Source organism: Bradyrhizobium australafricanum (assembly GCF_020329495.1).
Taxonomy (GTDB): Bacteria; Pseudomonadota; Alphaproteobacteria; order Rhizobiales; family Xanthobacteraceae; genus Bradyrhizobium; species Bradyrhizobium australafricanum.
In genome coordinates this window covers 1-20,122 of the sequence record NZ_JAGKJL010000094.1, presented here as the reverse complement: position 1 = coordinate 20,122, position 20,122 = coordinate 1, and the positions used below count along the sequence as shown (strand labels likewise).

The following is a 20,122-nucleotide window of genomic DNA, read 5'->3' as shown; positions in this document are numbered from 1 at the left end:
GCTGGCTCGCCTCGGCGCTCGGCAACAAGGCCTGCCGCGACAATCGCTCCGTGCTCTATCAGCGTGTCCCGCGGCTGTTCACCGATCTCGCTTTGGCGCGCGGCGACGGCCGCCACCCGCGGCTCCTGCGGGCGCTCGGCCGCATCGATCTGCTCATCCTCGACGACTGGGGCCTCGAGCCGCTCGACGCCGCAGCCCGCCACGACCTCCTCGAGATCCTCGAGGACCGCTACGGCCGCCGCTCCACCACCGTCACCAGCCAGCTCCCCGTCGATCAATGGCACGCGCTGATCGGCGAGCCCACCTACGCCGATGCCGTCCTCGACCGCCTGGTCCACAACGCCCACCGGATCGATCTCAACGGCGAGAGCCTGCGGCGAACCCGCAAACCCGATCGAAAGGCCTGAGCCAGTGGCGCTGTGGACATGCCGCTGCGCTTGGACAACGCAAAGAGCGTTGCCCACATGCCCACAGCAGACCAACAGCAGACGAAGAAGGGCCTCAAGCCGCGATTCAAGGTTGACCCCGCGGCTTCACCGATGCCAGAAACCAAACAGCCAGAACGCCTCGCGCCCCGGGCGACATCAAATCGGAATGGTGGGCGAGATCATCTCGGAATCCTGGGCGAGATCAAATCGGTACACCCGGGCGAGATCATCGGAATCCGCACATGAAGAGCATAAACTTCAAGGCGATTGAAACGGCTAAACCATTCATATTTCACAACGCCTGGAATCTCGACGAGCATAAGCTCACGTTATTCTTCAATCGCGAAATGCCCAAGCAAGCCGACCAAAAAGCCAAACAGTACAAGGTGCCTATCGACGCGCGCAGCTTGTGCGCGTGTTCAGCCCTTCCCTTTGTCGAAGAAACGGTAGAGATCGACAAGGTTACATACTGCGAAGGAGCGCTGGTCGACACCGTCAACTTCGAGAGCCTGCTCCAGGAGCACCATAACCCGCCGAACGATACGCTGGACGAAATATGGGTCAGCAGGATCGTTGATTCAAAGCAGGTCCGCAAACCGAAAGACCTTCATGATGCCCTGGCGAATCTCTGCCAGCTATTCGCAGCAACGGTTGGCGAAGATGACGTCCGGATCTTCAAATATCACGTGCAGTACGACGAACCGAAATGGGAAGGCGTAGTCGTCGAGATCCAGGTGCCCGGGCACATCAGTTTCAAGTGGAATCACAGCAACCTCTATAACGGGCGAGAGTTGGGAAGAGCCGCTGCGGAACAAGCGATCAAGAGGTATCACGCACATGCAGATCTCGACCCGCATGATGGACCACACTTCATAAATCAGCATCCGGAGAAAAACGACAAAGAGGGATGGCAAAAGGTGAAAGATATGTATCATAGATGTCAGGAGCGAGCGGACACGTAGTACCAAAGTAAAGTAGCTCTCCGACCGCTGAACCAGACTCCAATATCAATAGTCCAGGCCGAATTACTGCAGTTGGTCGAGCAGCGCCTTTGCTTGCTTTAAATCCTGCGTTTCAAAACCCTCGGCGAACCAGGCGTAGATGGGCGCGAGCAGATCGAGCGCTTCATTGCGTCTGCCCTGATCGATCCACAAGGCGCCGAGGTCAACTGCAACTCGAAGTTCAAGGGCCTTGGCGTGTTGGCTTCTTGCAGTTGTCAGTGCGCGCTCGAACAGTGATTGCGCCTCGGCGCAGGTTCCCGGTACGTCATCGAAGAGCAGCACACGCGCCTTCAGTCGATACAGTTCGGCCTCAAATATCCGCTCGCTATTGCGGCTGGTTGTGGCAAGACCTTGTTCGATCAGCTCGAGCGTGGCTTCGCGCTGACGGCTCGACAACAAGGCCGGGCTCAGGAGAACGTATAGGGCCGTGATGCCGAGCTGATAGCCCGCGTTGCGATATTCGTTCATCGCAGCCTGGATTTCCGCGAGCGCGGCGGACGAAGGATCGAGAAAGGTGGCACTTATCCCCCGAACGGCGCGCGCCAACCCTCTCCATTGCCGGAATCCGTGCTCCTCCGACAAGGCGAGACAGCGTTCGGCGTAACCGTGCGCAGCCAGGAACTCGCCCCGAAGAGCGTGGAGAATGGACGCATAGTAGCATCCATAGGCCTGCGAATGCGGATGACCGATGACGTCGGCACGCCGAACGGCGGTATCCAATCGTGCGAGTGCGGTATCGGGGCGGCCCAGCAGCCAGAGCGCCCATGACATCAGGGCAAGGTCGGCCACGCCCGCATCCTGGCCGGCGGCACGCGCCGCCAATCTGTCCTGCTCGTTGCTTGCCTCGAATGCTTCGAAAGCCCGAACGATCACTTCGTCGGCTCCTTCGAGATGTCCCATGAAAAGGCGAATCATCCCTTGCCCGCGCATTGCGTTGAGCAACGTTGGTCGATCGCCCCGCGCCGCCGCGAGATCGAGCAGCGCCGAGATCATTTCCTCGGCGACCGGCAACTCACCACGAATGACGCTCGCGGTAGTCAACCAGAACATGATTTGCAGGTGCTCGGGAGGATCTCCAAGGCGCTGGCACAGCTCGCGCGCGCGCGTGAAGGTCGCCACAGCCTTGGGCGAGGCCGGGCCCTGGGTGGCGATGAGGCAGGGCCCGAGGGCGTACTGAAAATCAAGCTCCAGCCTGTCCTTCGTTGGACCGTCGGCCAAATGCGCCGAGACCGCGATGCCTTTGCGCAAGTGTGCGATGGCTTCGAGGTTGGCGGAGCGCATGGCCGTCTTCTTGCCTGCCTGGAGCCAATATTCCGCTGCCTTTTCGAACAGTCCAGCCTCCGTCAGGTGGAGCGCGAGAGTCTCGGGTTGAGCCTCCACGATCTCCGGAAACCGCTGCTCGAAGACGTCAGCGACGCTGGCATGCAGTGCCGCGCGTCGGCTCTTCAGAAGTCCCGATTCGGCAGCGTCCCGCACGAGCGCATGCTTGAAGGTATAGATCGCCCGGGGTATCTCACCCCGGCAGAATATCAACTCCGCCCGAACCAACTGGGCAAGCGCCTCCTCAAGCGTCTGCATCGGTAACTTGGTAACGGCGCTCAGCAGTTCGTAGGAGAACTCGCGACCCACAACGGCGCCGATCTGAGCCACGTACTTCACCGGAGCCAATCGGTCGAGTCTGGCCATCAGCGATGCGCTCAATGTCGCGGGAATCGCCATCGAGGGTAACGGACGGCTGAGCATGTAGTGGTCGTCTCGCTCCTGCAACAGCCCGGTTTCGAGCACGGCCTTCGTCAGTTCCTCCACGAACAAGGGCACGCCATCGGTACGGGCGAGAATTTGGTCCATGACCTCCTCTGGGAGCGTCTTGCCGGCCGTGACGCGCTCGACCAATGCCGCCCCGTTGCGCCGGTTCAGCCGCGTAAGTGAGACCGTTGTCACATGTGCATGACCAGGCCAGGGCGGCGTGAACTCCGGTCTCGCGGTGATGAGCATCAGCACCGGAAGTCGCGGCACCTTTTCCAGTGTAACCGTGAGCAGCTCCAGCGAAGTCGGATCCGCCCAATGGGCATCCTCAAAGATGATCAGCACCGGCTGCCGCGCCGCCAATGCGCCGAGCTGAGCCAAGAACGCTGCCAACGTCATCTCCTTGCGCTTCTGCGGACTCAACTCGGGCTGGCGGTAGCGGTCGCTGACCGGAAGCGACAGAAGGTTGGCCAGAGCCGGCACCAGAGAGTCTGGGTCAGCGCCAGACCGCAACAGCAGGGCTTCAAGCTTGGCACACTTCTCCGTCGGCGTTTCGCCTCGCTCGAACCGGGCAGCATGCTCAAGATTGGCGATGAATGGATACAGCGCACTGTTGGTGTGGTGCGCCGAACAGAAATGGCGCAACGTAATGTGTGGTTCCACGCTGAGCCGTTCTTGAAGCGCCAGCGCGATGTGCGACTTACCGATACCTGGCTCTCCTGTTAAAACCACCACGCAGCCTTCGCCTGACGCGGCATGCTGCCAGCGCCGCGACAGCAGCTCGATCTCCTCGTCACGCCCGATGAGCGGTGTCAATCGCGTCTTGTGCTGCGCCTCGAAGCGGCTTTCCACTCCGCTTATCCCGAGCACGTGCCAGGCAGGTATTGGCTCGGCCCATCCTTTAAGTGTGATGGAGCCGAGACACCGGAACTTGAAATATCCATCGGTGAGCTGGTACGTGCGCTCGGAGATCAGCACCGTACCGGGCTCGGCGAACTGCTGCAGCCGAGCAGCCAGGTTCGGTGTCTCACCAATGACCGCCTGCTCCTTGGCCGCGCCTTCCCCGGTCAGATCACCCACGACTACCATGCCGGTGGCGATGCCAACGCGGATCTGTAGCTTGGTGCCGACATCTGACTGGAGGTTGGCCACGGCATCGACCAGTGCCAGACCCGCGCGTGTCGCCTGCTCGGCATCATCCTCGTGCGCCTGGGGATAGCCGAAATATGCAAGCACGCCGTCCCCCATGTATCGCGCGATGACACCCTCATTACGGGCGATGACCTCCGCGATACAGCCGTGATAGGCGCCGATTACCGAGCGCAAGTCCTCCGGATCAAGTCGGGTCGAAAGTGCTGACGATCCTACCAGATCGCAAAACATGATCGTGAGTTGGCGCCGCTCGGCGCTACCGCGTGGCGCTGGTTTCGCTCCGGTTTGACCTGATGCTAGGACATCATCCTTAAGTTCTGCGATCGCGCGCAGTATCTTGCGCCGGTGCCCAAGCAGGACACCAAGGTCCTTGAGGTCCTGTTCGGTGAGGTCGCTGAGGACTGAGAGATCGATGGCGTTCTCGGCAAAACGCTGGGCGTACTCTCCCAAACCGATCGATGCGAGCCACTCTGCAATACCTATCATGGTATACCTACGGCTTGTGCAATGAGAGCATCGTGGAGAGGCCCGAGAAGACACATCCGTTGACGCTGCCAAGTGAGATCTGTTGGAGGTCACGAGCGGTCATGCTCTGACTGATCGCAAGATTTCCGCTTGGTCGCCAGAGGCGACATCTACGCCTTTATGAGTACCCCTAAGGGTCGTATGGCGAATATTTTCGACGTGCCATCGGCATGGTGCGACCAGCTCATGCCTGCGTCCTACGACGACGCGCGCTTTCACTGCGAGAGAGCGGGCGGCGGATCGTCGAGCACGAATTCCCGAAGAAGGAGCTGCCTTACGCCGAGGACATGGGCCGACAGGCGCGCGAGTTCAATGTGCGCGGCTATTGCATCGTCTATCCCTCCGACAGCGAGATCCTCCTGTTTCGGCGCGACTACCGGCAGGCGCGCAATCTTCTGATCGACGTGCTGGAGGACGAACGTCCGGGCGTCCTGCAACTGCCGATCCAGCCGCCGCAGCTCGTCGTCTGCTCGCGCTACCGAATCACGGAGGAAGAACGGTTCGGCGGCTATTGCGCCTTCGTACATGACGTTCCTCGAATACGGCATCGATCCGCGGCGCTGGGCGCCATCCGTCGACACGGCGGGCGCGCTGACCAGCGCCAGCGAGAACATGCGCGCCCAGGCGCTGCGCGTTCTGTCGCGGGAGTCCACCACCGCAGCGGGGGTCGAAGCATGAACCGGCAAGTCCCCTCCGAGGCCGCCGCGCTGGTCGACCGCATGCTGGAGAACCTCATCGCGACGGTGCCGCCAAAAGGCCAGGGCGGGGTCAGAGGCACGCACCGCCATCGGCGACACCCGCGCCAATGCGATGAAGCTCGCCGTTGCCGACGAACTCGGCCCGCCGCTCGATCTCTGCCTCAACATAACGCGCCTTTCCGGCGTGACGCTGCAGCAGATTGAAAGTGTGCGCGCGCAACTCGATCAGGAGACGACCGCCTCGCTCGGCGCGACGCTGGTCAAGAACGCGCCTGCATTCGAGTCTGCCTCGCGACTGAGGGCGCGATCATCGCGAGCATGTCGTTCGTCAGTCGACAGGACGTTGTCGCCATTAAGAACGGACTGCAGCAACCCTTCGCCGACGCCGAGGAAATCGCAGCCGACGACATGGACTCGATGAGCTGTCAGGCTCTGGTCCGGCTGCATGCGGCGATCACCAATCATCTGATCGAGACCGCGCGGCCGTTGCCGCGGATGCTCAAGTGCCCGGTTCGCCGATGTGCTGCCAATCTTGGTGCTCGCCTATCGGCTCTATGACGATGCTTTGCGCGCCGACGAGGTCCGCGACGAAAACAAGATCGTCCATCCCGCGTTCAGCCCGATCACCGGGCAAGCGCTATGGCCTGATCGATGCCGAAGCCCCAAGAGATCGCGGTCCTCAACGTCAACGGCATCAAGTTCGACGATTGGGAATCGGTCTGGGTGCAGAAGCAATGGGCCGAGGCGGTTCACTGGTTTCGGTTCACGGCGGCGGAGCGCGACATGCTGGTCGCCACTGCTCAAGGCAAGGTGCCGCTGTGGACGCGGCTGCAGTTCAAGCCCGACGAAGCCTGCTCGATCATGCTGGCGGGGCAACTCGCGATCACCGGGTTCATCGAGACCCGGCAGGTCGCCTACCAGCATGGCGTGATGCTGATCGGCAAGAGCGCCACGGCGCAGGCGGCCAAGTCGAGCGTCGACCACAAGACCGGCAACTTCGACAAGAAGAACGTCGTCCAGGTGGCGCAAGAGGTCATCTCCGCCTACGGCGTCGGCAAGAAGGTCATCGGCTCGCGGCGGCCACTCGCGAACAGGTGCGGCTCGTGCTCGCCGAGACGGAGCGCGATCGCGATGCCGAATGCGAAGTCACACTTTCTCCGGATCGGATGAGACAGCGCCGGCCGCTGCGCTTGCCGGCAACGGGTGCTGTGATCCTGCCCTTTGCCCGCGATCAGCGCGGCGTCAACCCGATTGAGTACAGCGTGCTCGCGGCCGGCATCGCTCTCGCGATCGTTGCCATCGTCTCCAGCGTCGGCGGAACGCTCGACAACGCCTTCCAAAACATCGCTGCGTACCTGGGCTGAGGGCACCCCATGCAGAGCAATGAGATCATTCGGGTGACAGCAGCTGAGTTCATTGAGGCGGTTCGCGCCCGCCTCGTTAGTACATCGAAAAGCACATAGGAGCGTCAATAGATGGCCGGTTCATTGGTGAATACGAGGCGACGATATCCGGGGCTCCTATCCGTGTCGTTTCGGCTTGAGGAGGGCAGGGAAATGTCCATCACGCCAGAGCGCCAAGCGCTACTTGCTGAGGTCTGGACGGTTCTCACGGCGGCTCGCGATCTCGGCGATATCGTTACGCAGTTGGTTGCGCGCCGGATTGTGGACGCTCACTTGAACAACCGTCAGCCCCTTGAATCGGATATCGAAGTGACCACAACGTACTTCCGCTGAGCACATCAAGTCATTGAAGTTTGACGGGGCCGGCCACTGCGCCGGCCTCTCGTTTTTGGTCGAATCACTCCGAACTGATAGAGTGGACAATCCGAACGATCGAGGTGCGAAGCATGATTGCCATGAGAGTTTTCGAGCGCAACGGGCACCGATGCCTAGAGAAGGTCCGACAAACCGGCCCACAAAGCTTCGAGCTTATGGGGGACACTGCCGAGCCATACGGCGGACCTTACGTGCGAGGTCTGACATTATGGGACCTTCTGATATGGGCCACTGCTCTTTCCGACCAAGTGACATTGATCCCGGCGGCTGCCCGCTAATTTGTGCCGCGCGGTCGGATAGGTCGCCACGTGCGCGACATCAGCGGATCGTTGCGATCATCGTATATGGGCACAAGCTCGCCAGCCTTCAGCCCAAGGCCCTTCAAATCGGCTTCGCTGAGTTCGGAATTCACGATCGTTGCGTCACCGGCGCTGGCAGCCAATGAGGCTTTCACGGCTTCCGCCTGATCAGCCATAGCGACGGCATAAGTTACATATCGAACCTTGCCGTCTTTGACGACGCCGACCGAAACCATCCATCCTGCTGCCATCTCAGTTCTGATCTATCAAAGAGAGCTTCCGTTTTCGAGGCGGCGGCCTAAGTGACGGCCTAGTGGCTTGAAGCTTCTCAATCGCGGCAAGTACGGCGCTCTTTGTGATCTTTCCCCGAGAGTATTGTTTGACTGCCACTATGGCGTTCTTCAAAGCCTCTTCCCGTGTCATGCCATGATCTCCACAGTGCTTCGCCGTGAGACCCACGGCACGACAGAAGAGAAGCGCGGGTGTTTGGCGGAACTGCCCGCGCTAGCAGGCTTGACGGCTCGCAGGGGGTGGCGCGAATGCAATAAGTAGCCAAGCCCGTGTACGTCTCTGAGCAACTCGCGTGCCAGACGATCATGATGCCACGCGCTCGGCTGATCATCGCGCCGTCAGAAAAAGCGCACGGACGGCGGGGGCCGCCGACCGTGCGAGTTGCGATGCGAGGCTTGGCCTTCACGAGGTCAGTCAGTAAGAGACCAAGCCATGCATGGCTCAGCAACCCGCGTGCCAAAAGATCAGAAAGAGGAGGGGAAGCAAATTGCGCGCTATCACAGCACGCCAGCTAACTACTCGTGCGGCTTCCGAACGCGCATGTCGTCAACCTGACCGGTTGAACGGGATCGGACGTGTACGGCTAATGACGCCGCCGTACGCGGCTGAAAGCGAGGTCCCGCCGCGCGCCAGTCATTTCGGGAACCTCTTTCCTTTCCTCCGCGCCGCAGGTTGGGCTAGGATCGCAATCTCACGAGGGCGGACGGGTGACGAGGGAAATGCTGATCAGCGTTGAAGGGCGGCCGGCGATGCTGTCACGGCTCAAACGCATCGAGGAATGGCGCTGGACGCGTCTCCAGCGGTTGCTCGCTGATCCTGCCCGAGACGATGAGAGAGCAATTCGGGCGGCACGCCACTTTCGCGAAGTTGGGGCGCGTCGCGTGGCCGTTGAGCGCGGGGTCATCTAAGCCCTCATCGTGGCGCGCGTCCCGGACCGTCAACCGGAGCCTTTCGGTTTACGTGTCGGGCTTGGGTAACGCGCCGAGCCTTTAAGTGCATTTCGCTGCGCCCGGGCAAAGGTTCGGTCCAATAGCGGTCTCGCCGCGTCTCCGAAAAGAGCAATCGCCCGCTTCCGGAACGTCTTGAATGCTGTAAACGGTTCTTCCTTTTTGAAGCAGTCCGAGGCCAGTTTTTGAAGTCCCCGTTCGAGGTCATCCGTTGCCATTGTGGTCATCCTCCTCGGCTCGCGCGATCCGGGGCCACGACGCGCCCAGCACTGATGGCCACAAGCATACTATCGAGGATTTTGAGCCCATGACCTCCGTAGCATTCCGGGAACCTCTTCCCTCCGTGCGGCACGTTCACAACCTTAAAGGGAGAGGCCGAAGTGACGAGGAAGAAACGGGTTAGCGTTGTAGAGGAGCCGGCGATCCTTGCACGACTTCGTCGCGTGGAGCAGTGGCGTAGGGCGCGGCTGCAACGGCTGTTAGGGCAAAGCCCTCGGGCTCGTGAGCAAGCCATCCGTGCAGGCCGTCTCTACCTCGAAGTCAGCACCCGCTGCATGGCTGCCGAGCGCGGCCTCATCAAGCTATGAATGCGCTCAGACTACGCACCCGTTAACGTTGGCGAGAGGGTCGTGGTGACCGAACTCATTGCATGAATGTGCAGCGATAGTAGCCCTGGTTTTGACGTGACCGGAAATCACGCGTTCGAGCTTTGGTTTTGCCGTTTAATCTAACGCAGGCTCAAGTTCTTTTCACGGTCGACGCCGAACCGCAAGTCCGGCTTAACGGACAGGTACGTGGGTTGATGCAGTTCAAGACGACTCGGCCCGTCAAGCGCGGTGATCCGGTATTTGTTGCAGACATCGCTGAACTCTTACGCGTCACTATCCGCACATTCCTCGATACCCTCCCGGCTGAAAACATCGCTTGAGCCGGGCGCCGCGCTGGTTCTTCACGAACGACGCCATAGCTAGTGGTTCATCACAGTGAGTTTGACGTTTTGATACCGAGCCATTGGAGGATCGGCAAACTTTCCGGCGGGCGGCCGGACCCTAGGGCCTCAATTTGGCTTTAGCCAGCTACCGAATCTTGTAGTAGCCCCCTAAGCTAATCGCCTGGTGGCGAAAAATACGCGGAAAACCCTGCCGCCACGCGCTGCCAACGCCGGACTCCGACCCCCAAGCTCGGACTTGCAGCGCGATGCGCTGCTCGCCGCCGGCGTTGATCCGCGTCACGTGTTCGAGGATCACGTCTCGGACGCGAAGGACGGCCGCACCGGCTTGCCGCGGGCGCTCGAATTCGTCCGGCGAGGCGACGTGCTGGACATGTGGAAACTCGACCGGCTCGGCCACTGTCAGACCTGCTCGCCGTCGTGACCTCGCTCAAGGAAGATGGGTGGGATTCCGCTAGGGAGCGCCAGCGACTCAAGAAGCGCTGATAGATCAAGAACATCAAGCAAATCATGGCTTTGGCTGCGTTCAGGTGGTAGCACTAAGACGTAGTATTCGATGCGCGCGCTGATGGGACTGATCAAGGACAGGCACGGGACGTATTATGCTCAGCGCAAGGTGCCTGAGCGCCTGCAAGAGGCCGTTGCCCGCCGCCGCGCGCGAACGCTTCTGTCGCGAGTAGGACAAACGCAGCGACCGCGGAAAGGCGGACGATCATTCGGCCTCCTCACTACCGTCGATGACCGGGCACTCGTCGGCCGATTGCCAACCATCCGTGATGCCCTCCATCAGCTCATCGGCAACCACACTGAGCTGCGCGTCGCTGCGGTAGGTCGTCAGTCGCAGTGTGACGCCGCCGTCAGGACCGCGCTCGCTCACTATTCCGATGCCCAGCTCCCTCAGCGCCCATCCAAGTTGCGCCGCATGGGAGCTGACATTGTGCAGAAGCGTTCCGGTAGTCTTCGGTGATGGGCTTCTATTTCGGTAAGCGTACGTTTGAAAACGTGGCTCGCATCATCAAACGGTGAGGAGCAGGGCGCTGGGAATATCCTAGCATTTCGGCGGACGGCTAGGAGACGCAATGACGACCTACCAACGGGTGACGCTGGGGCTGGGCGCTCTTGGCTTCATCGGGACTTGGATACTCGGTGCATTCAGCCTTGGGCGCGCGGTCGAGCAAATGCGGGCGGCCGTCCGAGAAGAGATCGACTAGGAACGCGAAAAGATCATCGACAAAATCGATGGGCTAGAGCGGCGTTTCGATGCAGACCAAAAAACCCAAGACCACAATTTCGGAGAGGTTGGTGCAGCCATGCGACGGTACATCGCCGACGTCGAGAAGAAGGTCCGCAAAGTCGAAATCTACGGGCGCGACAACTACGTGAAGAAGGACGAGTTCGTGCGCGCGACGGATTCAATCCGAGCCGACATCAAGGCCCTTGGAGCAGAGATCAAAAGCGATCTCAAAGGGCATGCAAAAAGAACTGATCGGCAAGGCGTCGTAGATCGAGCCCGGCCCGATTTCGAGGGGGGAGGGCGTGCGAAAAAATGCGCGGGCAGATGGAGGCACCGCCCGCGCGAAGTTGGCTACGCGGAGCTTGGTCCTCTGGGGGTAAAATGAGCAACCAAGCCCGCCGACTTTCCAGCAACTCGCGTGCCAGCCGCTATGTCAGGGGGGGGCGCCAAGCAAAAGCGTGCGGACGGCTGCATGGACCGCCCGCACGTAGTTACGCTAAGCAGGAGGCTTGGCCCCTCGGGAGGGTCATTCAAGAAAGACCAAGCCGTGCCTGGCTCAGCAAGCCGCGTGCCAGACATTCACACGCGCCGCGAGAGGCCAAAACGGCGCGCTTTTCACACGCGCGCCGCTACTGTTAGCGTGGCTTTTCGAACGGGAATGCTGACAACCGGACACTGCTGGACGAGATCGGACGCGCATCTAGTGATGTCGACGTCGTCGCGACATGAGTGGATCAATTTGCTCATCGTGCACGACCATAAGTCTACCAGGTTTCACGCCGAGCCTTTGCAGCTGCTCCTCTTCGATCGGGCAGTTGAGCATTGCGGCCTTTGCGCCGGACTCAGCTATGGTCATTTTCACCGCTTCCGCCGGGTCAGCGACGGCAACCACGTAGGTTATGTGCCTGAATTCGTCGTCGTCGCCGTCTTCCTTGAAGACGGCGACCGTCACTATCCAACCATCCATGTTGCTGCGCTCCCAAGCAGTGGCCGTGAGCGACCATCCAGCAATTTCGGAGCCATCGGATAGGCATGTCATCAACCCTGATTGCGCACGGTGGACCCCACCAATACTGGCAGCTAGAGCGGAGCTCCTTCGACGTTCATGCTAATGAGCCATCGTAAGCTTCGGGACTAGCGTCGCCCGGTCGGGAGGCTTGGCAATGGACCCCGTTCGAGCAATCCAGCGTCTCCGCACTTTCAACGCGGCATCGGAGACGGATGACGATATCGATGGCGCGAAGGCTGCGCTCGAAGAGATAAAGGGCATTGCCGATCTGGCCGACACCTTGATCGGTGTCAGGCTCGGGAGAGCGCTACCTGTCATCCGCTTAATCCATCACGATCCGGACGATAAAGATGCGCAGGTGACAGACATTAAATTTAGCCTCGAATATGGACCACATCACCGTAGGTGGTGGGCCTACGTAACGATCTCTGACTTTGATGTAGTCCAGCAAGGCACTGAGCTTCGGAGAATTGGAGAATTCTCCGAAGGTCTTCGGCAAGGATTTGTCGGGCTATCGACGGGGCTCATGAAAAAGCCGCCCGGAACGGCGTGATCATCGCGCCGAGACAGTGTGTGGCATCAATTCGAAGTCGGAATCGCCAGCAAGTTTCGTTTGTTAACGGCCGGATGCGTGCCGAGCTCCTGAATGAGACGCTGTTCTTCGGTCTCGACGATGCCAGGGCCAAACTCGCGGCATGGGTCGCCGACTACAATGGCGAACGCCCCCATTCCTCGCTGCAATACCTCACGCCCGCGGCCTACGCCGCCTCTCTCACCGCAACGGGCGCTCGGCTGCGCAACCCCGACCAGCTCCGCCGATCGCCCGTTGCTTCCACCGCGCCGCAAGGCGTACAACCCCCCGAGACTCTAACTGCCGCTGGATGAAAATTCAGGGGCAGGTTAGGCCGATTGAAGCCGACGCTGTCCCTACCGCGCCCGCGCTGTATAGTGAAGTCAGTAAGCGACGTGGCTCGGCGCTCGCGTATCGGACCGAGCAGCGAACCCTTTCAAAAACGTAAACGCATTGCGTCGCCAGAAAGCTCTTGAATGCTGAGTTGTTGCCTCACATAGATTGCTTCCCAATAGCAATGAAGCGCAGGGGCAACGATGAGGCAATTAAGCATGGCGACGCGCAAGGGACTGAGGCCGCGCTTTGGCGCGGCGCTACACGATATCTAGCCGTGTCGAAAAGGGGCACTCCTCGACGAGTTCGTTACGATCACAGACTTTCATCGGAAGCATGCAACGAATCAAGATCTCTATGTCGAGATTCCAGTCTGCTTCTCGAAAGCCAACCTTCCTGGCGTTCGAACCTGGTCTCTAGAAGCCGATGCCACCTATGACTGGACTGGTCGCGAAGTCGGGTACCTGCTGGACGGATCGGCAAGAGGCTTTGTTCGAACAAGAGCAAGGAGAGCATTATGGATTCCAATCGGATAAACGGTGCCGGCTCGCCGGGCTCCCCAACGGGGTACGTCCGCACACAGGAGGATCATAATGTATTCAGGCAGGCTGTGAATGAAGCCAGGCCATCGTCTGCTGCGCCTGTATCGGCAAACGCTCCGATTTGGCGTTCGAGCGATCCATACGGAACCTTCTCACGCGATGGCTACTCTTGGAACAATGACGTATGAGGTGCGGGCGATTTCGGTGCATGCAGTCAACGAGTGGAGCGTGTGGTCGAACAGCCTAATACTACCGCGCATCAAGAGCTATCCGCACGAGGCTTTCAATATTGGGAACCTGCTGATCCCTTGCAGCGCGAATGCATCGTGCTGCCTGCTTCCCATGACGCGCTTCGTCACATGCCAACCCAAATGAGAACATTGGAATCTTTAGGGTTGAGCTGGGTCGCGCTTGAGGATGCGCGACACAGGCACGAGCGCGACGCAGCTCAAGCCGGGTTGAACGAAGCCGCGGGCCGGGAGCTCAAGCGGTTATGGGGATTGAGGGCGCCGCAGACGTGCGCGATCCGCGATCAGTTGGGGATGGGTAAATGGACAGATTGGTGCGCAGCCGAGTCGGCTCGGCCGGCTCGGTGTGCAATAAGAGCGGAATCGTGCTTGCAACGGCAATTGCAGCATGGCTGGGCGAGCACCGACCCGCTGTCGGCCAGAGCGGTGGTAGCAGTGATATCGGCGAAAACTATCGTGCGCGATTGGGTTCATGAGGTGTCCGGCGTCCGATTACCCCGACGAGGTCCGGGAAGGATCTCGATAACGACCATGCGGCTTCCGCAACAGGGGCATGGCGGTCGTTCGGATGTGTCTGCGACTGCGCACGCAGGCTGCTGCTCGGGCGCCTGATCAGCAATCGAAGGCGGCGTTGCCGCAAGCAAGCGACGGATCAGCATGAGCTTGGCACGGCGATGCCCGTTAGCGAGAAATCCATAGTGGCGGATGCGCTGGAAACCATCGGGCAGGACGTGCAACAAGAACCGGCGTATGAACTCGTCGGCCGCGAGCGTCATCGACTTCATCCGTGCTCCGTCGCGATAGTCGCGCCAAGAGAAGGTGGCGCCGTCATTATCGACTGCGAGAAGCCGGTGATTGGAGATGGCAGCGCGGTGCGTGTAGCGAGCCAAATAGGCGAGAACCTGCTTGGGGCCGGCGAAAGGTCGCTTGGCGTAGACCAGCCATTCGATGCGGCGCAGCGACGTAAGGACTGCATCGAACGCTGAATGATCGCTGAGGTGCTTCAGATTGCCGAAGAAACGCAACTTGTCGGCACGATAAGCAGCCCTCAGCTTCTCCAGGAACAGCCGGCGGTAGAGACGCGACAGCACGCGCACCGGCAGAAAGAAGCCCGGTCGGCAGGCGATCCAGCGATCGCCGTGCGCCGACAGCCCGCCGCCCGGCACGATGCAGTGGACGTGCGGGTGATGGGTCAGCGTCTGGCCCCAGGTGTGCAGCACCATGATCGCACCGATCTCAGCGCCGAGGTACCGCTTGTCGGCCGCAATCGTCTTCAAAGTCTCAGCCGCTGCCTCGAACAGCATCGCGTAGACGGTCGCCTTGTTGTGATAGGCGATCGCCGCCACCGGCGCCGGCAGCGTGAACACCACATGGAAGTACTCGACCGGCAACAGGTCGGCAGCGCGGGCGCTGAGCCACTCGCGGGCTGCCGTACTCTGGCACTTCGGGCAATGACGGTCGCGGCAGCTATTGTAGGAGATCCGCTGGTGCCGGCAGTCGACACAGCACTCGACGTGACCACCGAGCGCGGCAGTCCGGCACGCTTCGATGGCGCCCATCACGCGCAGCTGGGATCGGCTGAGGTGCCCGGCGTGGGCGACGCGGAACGCGTCGCCGTGCTGGCGGAAGATGTCCGCCACCTCGAACGCCGGACGTGCGCCGGGCACCTACTCGGGCCGAGATCTCAATCGTGCGTCGAGATCGTCGAGCGGACTTCTGGCCCGTGCGATCAGATTGGTTGCGACTTGCGTGTAGCGCTCCGTCGATGACAATCGCGCATGGCCAAGAAGGACTTGGATGAGCCGGATATCAGTCCCGCGCTCGGAAAGGTGAGTAGCAAAGCTGTGCCGCAGAACATGTGCCGTCACCCGCTTATCGAGGCCGGCATGTTGCCGAGCTTTGCGGCAAGCCTCTTGCAGCGTGGCGACGCTCACCGGATCGTCCGGATTGCGCCCCGGAAACAGCCAATGGCGCGGTTTGGCCAGACACCAGTAGGATCGCAGGATGCTGAGCAGCCGCGGCGACAGCATCACGTAACGATCCTTGCCGCCCTTGCCGGCGGTGATCAGGATCAGCATGCGCTGCTGTCGATCGCGCTGGGCTTCAGGCGGCTGACCTCGCCGACCCGTAGCCCGGCAGCGTAGGCCGTCACCAGCGCAACGCGGTCGCGCAGGGCCGGTACAGCCTCCAGGAAACGGGCGACTTCCTCCGCACTCAGCACCAGCGGTTGCTTGATCGGCTCGCGGGCCGAAATAATGTTCTCAATCGCCTCCTTGCGCCCGAGCGTCACCGCATAGAAAAAGCGCAACGCGCACGTCACTTGGTTGATGTGAGTCCACGACCGCTTCAACCCGATCAGGTGCAGTTGGTACGCGCGCACCTGCTCAAGGCCGAGCTTGTCAGGTGATCGGCCGAAGTGTCGGCTAAAGTTCGCAACCGCGTACACATAGGATTGCTGCGTCGACGGTGATAAGTTGCGCAGCGTCATATCCTCGATCATGCGGCGGCGCAGCGGGCTCGAACTCATCGTGGCCATGAGGCACTCCTGGATTAAGAGGAACGGACTTGCGGCCCAATCCTCTCAAACAGATGCCTCTCAGATAAATGGCCTCGCCCTCCCGCGGAGCGGGTTCGTTCAATGACCGCCAGCGTACGGCATCACCGGTCGAGCGTTCCGAAGGTGCAAGGCCGCACGAACGCCAGATCGTATTTCGGGGCCTGGGCCGGCGCAGGGAGTTTGCTCACGAACTCGCGGTTGGCATGGCTGCAGCGGAAAGGCTCGAAGCCCGCGGGTGAATCCGTCACGCCGAGGTGGAGCAATTGCGTGACCTGACGCTCCATCTCGTCGCCCGGCGCGTACTCGCCAAGCACGGCCAGGACGTCGGCACGCAGGCTGTCGTACCCCCTCCACAACGCGTTGGTCATTGTCTCGACGACGTTTTCGGCAAGCAGTTGCGCTGCCTCGACGAATGCAGGAGTCGCGGGCCAACGGAGTTCGCCGATCGTTGGCCTTCTGCTCATTTCGATTTGCCGCCCGGTTGCCGCGGTCCGGAATCAGGGTGCGAGAATACGGCGCTCGCAAGGAGGCGGTCGGCGCCCCGTAGCGCAGCCGAGCGTGACCAGAAGCGCATCTGATCGGGGCGCAACAGAAGCACCGTAGCCGAATCCCCGCCGTCGGGGCGCTGCTGCACGTCGAGGAGCGTCGCGACGCGCTGGCACTGAATGGAGGACGGCTGCGGCTTCAGCATCGCTGCCTTCTGCACCAGGCGATTGCGGAGAGAGCCGGACGCAATCGAGCTTCGCTGGATGTTGCCGCCGCACTGAGCCGACGCGACGGGTCAGCATAATGATCGGTAGCCTTTCGCTTCCCTCCTCCTCGAAGATCACGAGCGACGCTGGTGTCCGCGTGGCCGTACCCTGTAACGCCCTCAGGAAGGTGCGTCCGGATTCGCGAGACAAGGCGGATGCGGCGGCGCTTAACGGCGGCCTTGCGATCGCCGAAGCCGCGACCGACGTGACGAATGGTCGTGCAGCACCAGCGGCGTGCCGTAGCTCATCCACACGATCTCGGTCACTGCGCCGACGTGCGTCGCCGCGTCGATCTCGCCCCCTCTCCATCCGAGCAAAGCCGCGTCGTAGAGCTGGGACGGGTAGCCTGAGAGCATGACTGGGCAGGGCAGAGCCCTAAGGACGGCGAGAGCTCGACATGGTGGTTCTCGCGATAGTCGACCCGAGTAGGCCTTTGGCCGCCGCTGCCTGGTATCGGGCAGATAAGGGGGATCGCAGTACACCAGTTCGTCGCCGACGAAATCGTATGTCTTCAGGAATTCGAGCGCGTCGCCATACACGATCTCCGCCTGGGATCCAGCCGCCGCTTGGCGACCACGGAGCGGCCGATCTCCACGCCGATGCTGCGCTGGGCGGGCTGTTTGGCGCGCCGGATTGCGCAGCCACCCAAGTGCGTCTCGATGTAGACCCGGTGCGGAGGCATCATGGAAATCAGACGCTGATAGATGCGGCCCTTGCCGCCGAGATAGCGCATTCCCGAAGCGTCGCTATTTTCGACGATGGCGTCGAGTGGCGCCTGGATGTCAAGCCCCTCCCGATGTGAGTGAGGCACTTAAGTTCTCGCAAGGCGAAACTCATTCGTGAACGCGATCCAATGAATCGAGAAAGCGATCGCGGTCGTGGTCGCTTTTTGTGTGTGATCCACCCGCAGTAATAGCGCCCTAAGCAACTCCGGCAACCATGGTGCCAATGGTCGTTTGAAACATCGAGAACTTGCCATGTCGACTACCAGATCTCGTCGGTGATTTCTGTTGAAATTTAACGCTTGGTCGCCACCGATCGTAAGGCGGCCAAGTTCGTGCGAACGAGAATGACTGTAGCCGCACCAACCCCAGAGACTCCGGTGTGTCCGACGATCCCGGATCTGGCGCCGCTGCCACCCGGGCATTGTTGAAGGGGCGCCGCCGGCCAACACGTGTTCCGCGATCGAACCAATGACCGAGATCGCAAGAATGTTAAGAATCTCATCGTTCTCCTTGAGGGGGGCGGTCGCGAAGGGAATGTACGCTCCCTTCAGCACGCCCGTATTCGCTTTCCAGGCGAGGATGTCGTATTCTCGTGTATCAGGTACCAACGTTCTCGACCGGAGTTCTCCACGTTTTGACGAATGGAAAGCGTTGCTCTCCGTCTTCTATCCCGTGGCACCCGCCACATCCCCCTTCAGCGGAATCCCTTTCAAAAATTGCATTGCCCCGCGCGGCTAAAGCAGCGTCAATCGTCCAGGGCCATTTCGGAGGGCCGATCCGCTTCACCAAGTTTTCAAGCTCGCTCAGGCCGTCGAAATTGGTGGAATTATTGTCAAGGAAACTGATGATCGCGCCCTGACGCTTCGGCTCGAACGTAGCGAATAACGTCGCAGCCATCACCGATGTTAGCGGCTTCCTTCTTCCCGGATCGGAGTCTTGTCATTTGTAGCTTGGACTATATTAATGGCAGTGATAGCATCATTCTTGTTGCGGTAGCTTTCACCAGAATTTGCGATACTCGGCCCATTCGCGGCGTGCAACCTCCAGCGCCACTGCTCACGCACGTCTCGGTAGAGTTCGAAATACATTGGAAGTCTCCGACGACGGTCAGTTCCGAAGTCCTCTCATTTGACCACGTTCGGCGACTTACATCCCCTATCAGAAACGGCAGTGTACGGCCGTTCAGTGGTGGGTTTCATTCCTTGATCGGAGTGTTGTCGTTCGTATCTTGGACCAGCCCAGTGGCAGCGACAGCATCAGTCTTGTGGCGATAGCCTTCGCCAGAGTTGGCAATTTTGTAGTTATTCGCCGCTTACAATGTCCAACGCCATTCCTGACGCCCGTCTCGATCCAGGTGGAAATACATCCAGTCTCCGACGATAGTCAATTCGGAGCGCTTATTCGAGCATACTCGGTGGACGTATATCCCCTATCCGAAACGGTGACCCACGGTTAGCGATAGGCAGGTGCTGTTGCCAGGGATGCCGAAGTAGGCGTAGTGCCCACGCAGCACCGCGGCCAACCACCTGTGCTGGTCGCGGAGCCGTTGGTGCATCCGTCGCCTCATCTCCTGACGCAGCTCCTTCAGCTTGCGGATCATAGCTACCGAGAGGACAACGTGGATATGACGCCGCTGCGGACAGGCCTGAGTGCAAGGATCGCGACCTGACCAGGTCGCAAAGTGGACAAAGCCAACACAAGCACGGTGCGCACTGCCGATTATTGCCTGGCACGAAGAATGCAGACCCTCGACGTGCCTGGGGGCCCATCCCTCGGGACGGCTACCATCGCAAGTTGAGGCCGTGGCTGGCCACTGAGGTTAGGTCTAGCGGCGCGTGACATAAGACAGGGACGGCGTCTGCTCGGCCGATACCGACGGGCGCCTTGTCACGTCGCCGCTAACGTTCAGCGCTGAGAACAGCGTAGTTGCAGTCCGCTTGGGATTGACGCGCCCAGAGATGCGTGAAATGGGTGGAGAATGCACGCCCTTGTTCTGTCTCGGCCTCTTGCTGATCTTCCTCGCTGACATGGCCGTCACAAGTCGTCCGTGAAGAAAGCGGATTGACTTGAGAAATAAGCAGAATTGGTCTTGATGTAGTATTCGATTTTGCAGGAAAGCGGGGTATTGGACCTCGCTTTCTTGCGTTTTAGGTTTTGCTTTTGGGTGATTCGTGATTCCCTGACGGCGTCGTCGACATTGGGGAATGCGATGAGCAAGCCGCGGGATGATCGCCAGAAAGACCTGTTGCTTCCGGCGCTTGATCAGATCATCGACATGGGTCATCCGCTGGTGCGGTTGGCAGCGCTGATCGACTGGAACATCCTGAATGAGCGCTT

Annotated in this window: 24 protein-coding genes and 3 pseudogenes; 14 read left to right on the top strand and 13 right to left on the bottom strand. The window is 60.4% G+C overall.

Annotated elements, in window-relative coordinates; genetic code table 11:
- Both J6525_RS42630 and J6525_RS42625 read left to right on the top strand, forming a co-directional pair.
- Nucleotides 1–407, top strand: a 407-nt coding sequence (locus J6525_RS42630; RefSeq protein ID WP_225649143.1) for an ATP-binding protein, incomplete at its 5' end; no start/stop codon positions are given.
- A gap of 263 nt (nt 408–670) precedes the next feature.
- Complete coding sequence (locus tag J6525_RS42625; protein WP_225649142.1) at nt 671–1,390, top strand: hypothetical protein; 720 nt, start codon at nt 671–673, stop codon at nt 1,388–1,390.
- Nucleotides 1,391–1,453: 63 nt separating this feature from the next.
- Here the strand turns inward: J6525_RS42625 and J6525_RS42620 are convergent, their stop codons facing one another.
- On the bottom strand, nt 1,454–4,813 hold the full coding sequence (locus J6525_RS42620) for an adenylate/guanylate cyclase domain-containing protein (RefSeq protein WP_225649141.1): 3,360 nt from the start codon (nt 4,811–4,813) through the stop codon (nt 1,454–1,456).
- A gap of 209 nt (nt 4,814–5,022) precedes the next feature.
- Between J6525_RS42620 and J6525_RS47750 the strand changes: the two are divergent.
- Both J6525_RS47750 and J6525_RS42610 read left to right on the top strand, forming a co-directional pair.
- A pseudogene (locus tag J6525_RS47750) lies at nt 5,023–5,238 on the top strand (DNA circularization N-terminal domain-containing protein); the annotation flags it as partial.
- 139 nt (nt 5,239–5,377) lie between these two features.
- On the top strand, nt 5,378–5,530 hold the full coding sequence (locus J6525_RS42610) for a hypothetical protein (protein WP_225649144.1): 153 nt from the start codon (nt 5,378–5,380) through the stop codon (nt 5,528–5,530).
- Between the two features lie 245 nt (nt 5,531–5,775).
- Here J6525_RS42610 and J6525_RS42605 read toward each other — a convergent pair whose 3' ends face one another.
- A complete protein-coding gene (locus tag J6525_RS42605) occupies nt 5,776–5,997 on the bottom strand; it encodes a hypothetical protein (protein WP_225649140.1) in 222 nt (73 codons plus the stop codon).
- Nucleotides 5,998–6,201: 204 nt separating this feature from the next.
- Between J6525_RS42605 and J6525_RS42600 the strand changes: the two genes are divergently transcribed.
- From J6525_RS42600 to J6525_RS42590, 3 genes are all read left to right on the top strand, one after another.
- On the top strand, nt 6,202–6,720 hold the full coding sequence (locus J6525_RS42600) for a hypothetical protein (RefSeq protein WP_225649139.1): 519 nt from the start codon (nt 6,202–6,204) through the stop codon (nt 6,718–6,720).
- Nucleotides 6,717–6,914: a Flp family type IVb pilin gene (locus J6525_RS42595; RefSeq protein WP_225649138.1), complete on the top strand. Its 198-nt coding sequence runs from the start codon at nt 6,717–6,719 to the stop codon at nt 6,912–6,914. The genes J6525_RS42600 and J6525_RS42595 overlap by 4 nt, the downstream gene beginning before the upstream one ends.
- Nucleotides 6,915–7,106: 192 nt before the next feature.
- Entirely contained in the window at nt 7,107–7,286 is a 180-nt protein-coding gene (locus J6525_RS42590; RefSeq protein WP_225649137.1) for a hypothetical protein, read from the top strand.
- Nucleotides 7,287–7,602: 316 nt separating this feature from the next.
- Here J6525_RS42590 and J6525_RS42585 read toward each other — a convergent pair whose 3' ends face one another.
- Both J6525_RS42585 and J6525_RS42580 read right to left on the bottom strand, forming a co-directional pair.
- Entirely contained in the window at nt 7,603–7,863 is a 261-nt protein-coding gene (locus J6525_RS42585; RefSeq protein ID WP_225649136.1) for a hypothetical protein, read from the bottom strand.
- Between the two features lie 992 nt (nt 7,864–8,855).
- Nucleotides 8,856–9,083, bottom strand: coding sequence for a hypothetical protein (locus J6525_RS42580; protein WP_225649135.1), 228 nt, complete (start codon nt 9,081–9,083; stop codon nt 8,856–8,858).
- A gap of 969 nt (nt 9,084–10,052) precedes the next feature.
- Here J6525_RS42580 and J6525_RS42575 point away from each other — a divergent pair.
- Entirely contained in the window at nt 10,053–10,238 is a 186-nt protein-coding gene (locus J6525_RS42575; protein WP_249796354.1) for a recombinase family protein, read from the top strand.
- Between the two features lie 288 nt (nt 10,239–10,526).
- On the opposite strand, the gene J6525_RS42570 is transcribed toward J6525_RS42575, so the two are convergent.
- Nucleotides 10,527–10,691: a hypothetical protein gene (locus J6525_RS42570; protein ID WP_225649133.1), complete on the bottom strand. Its 165-nt coding sequence runs from the start codon at nt 10,689–10,691 to the stop codon at nt 10,527–10,529.
- A 202-nt stretch (nt 10,692–10,893) separates the two neighbouring features.
- On the opposite strand from J6525_RS42570, the gene J6525_RS47140 reads away from it, so the two are divergent.
- Together J6525_RS47140 and J6525_RS42565 are read left to right on the top strand one after the other, a co-directional pair.
- The gene (locus tag J6525_RS47140) at nt 10,894–11,025 is read left to right on the top strand and encodes a hypothetical protein (protein WP_283848687.1); all 132 of its coding nucleotides are present in this window, start codon (nt 10,894–10,896) and stop codon (nt 11,023–11,025) included.
- 99 nt (nt 11,026–11,124) lie between these two features.
- Nucleotides 11,125–11,433, top strand: a complete 309-nt coding sequence (locus J6525_RS42565) for a hypothetical protein (protein WP_225649132.1) — start codon at nt 11,125–11,127, stop codon at nt 11,431–11,433.
- Nucleotides 11,434–11,748: 315 nt separating this feature from the next.
- Here J6525_RS42565 and J6525_RS42560 read toward each other — a convergent pair whose 3' ends face one another.
- Nucleotides 11,749–12,000, bottom strand: a complete 252-nt coding sequence (locus J6525_RS42560) for a hypothetical protein (RefSeq protein ID WP_225649131.1) — start codon at nt 11,998–12,000, stop codon at nt 11,749–11,751.
- A gap of 211 nt (nt 12,001–12,211) precedes the next feature.
- On the opposite strand from J6525_RS42560, the gene J6525_RS42555 reads away from it, so the two are divergent.
- The 3 genes and pseudogenes from J6525_RS42555 (at nt 12,212) to J6525_RS42545 (ending at nt 14,227) form a co-directional block, all read left to right on the top strand.
- Nucleotides 12,212–12,610: a hypothetical protein gene (locus J6525_RS42555; RefSeq protein ID WP_225649130.1), complete on the top strand. Its 399-nt coding sequence runs from the start codon at nt 12,212–12,214 to the stop codon at nt 12,608–12,610.
- A gap of 65 nt (nt 12,611–12,675) precedes the next feature.
- A pseudogene (locus tag J6525_RS42550) lies at nt 12,676–12,942 on the top strand (integrase core domain-containing protein); the annotation flags it as partial.
- A 1,111-nt stretch (nt 12,943–14,053) separates the two neighbouring features.
- Nucleotides 14,054–14,227: a hypothetical protein gene (locus J6525_RS42545; RefSeq protein ID WP_225649129.1), complete on the top strand. Its 174-nt coding sequence runs from the start codon at nt 14,054–14,056 to the stop codon at nt 14,225–14,227.
- Here J6525_RS42545 and J6525_RS42540 read toward each other — a convergent pair.
- The 7 genes and pseudogenes from J6525_RS42540 to J6525_RS42510 form a co-directional block, all read right to left on the bottom strand.
- Nucleotides 14,222–15,418, bottom strand: a complete 1,197-nt coding sequence (locus J6525_RS42540; RefSeq protein ID WP_225649128.1) for an IS91 family transposase — start codon at nt 15,416–15,418, stop codon at nt 14,222–14,224. The two genes, J6525_RS42545 and J6525_RS42540, sit on opposite strands and share 6 nt — an antisense overlap.
- Nucleotides 15,419–16,287: pseudogene (locus J6525_RS42535) on the bottom strand (site-specific integrase).
- A gap of 122 nt (nt 16,288–16,409) precedes the next feature.
- Nucleotides 16,410–16,676 (bottom strand): hypothetical protein, encoded by a 267-nt coding sequence (locus J6525_RS42530; protein WP_225649127.1) that lies wholly within the window; start codon nt 16,674–16,676, stop codon nt 16,410–16,412.
- Between the two features lie 92 nt (nt 16,677–16,768).
- Nucleotides 16,769–16,999 carry a hypothetical protein gene (locus tag J6525_RS42525; protein ID WP_225649126.1) on the bottom strand — a complete coding sequence of 77 codons (231 nt, stop codon included), beginning with the start codon at nt 16,997–16,999 and terminating at the stop codon, nt 16,769–16,771.
- 572 nt (nt 17,000–17,571) lie between these two features.
- Nucleotides 17,572–17,793, bottom strand: a complete 222-nt coding sequence (locus J6525_RS42520; RefSeq protein WP_225649125.1) for a hypothetical protein — start codon at nt 17,791–17,793, stop codon at nt 17,572–17,574.
- Between the two features lie 589 nt (nt 17,794–18,382).
- Complete coding sequence (locus J6525_RS42515) at nt 18,383–18,685, bottom strand: hypothetical protein (RefSeq protein WP_225649124.1); 303 nt, start codon at nt 18,683–18,685, stop codon at nt 18,383–18,385.
- A 5-nt stretch (nt 18,686–18,690) separates the two neighbouring features.
- The gene (locus J6525_RS42510; RefSeq protein ID WP_141343425.1) at nt 18,691–18,873 is read right to left on the bottom strand and encodes a YegP family protein; all 183 of its coding nucleotides are present in this window, start codon (nt 18,871–18,873) and stop codon (nt 18,691–18,693) included.
- 1,037 nt (nt 18,874–19,910) lie between these two features.
- Here J6525_RS42510 and J6525_RS42505 point away from each other — a divergent pair.
- Nucleotides 19,911–20,122, top strand: a 212-nt coding sequence (locus J6525_RS42505; protein WP_225644121.1) for a hypothetical protein, incomplete at its 3' end; no start/stop codon positions are given.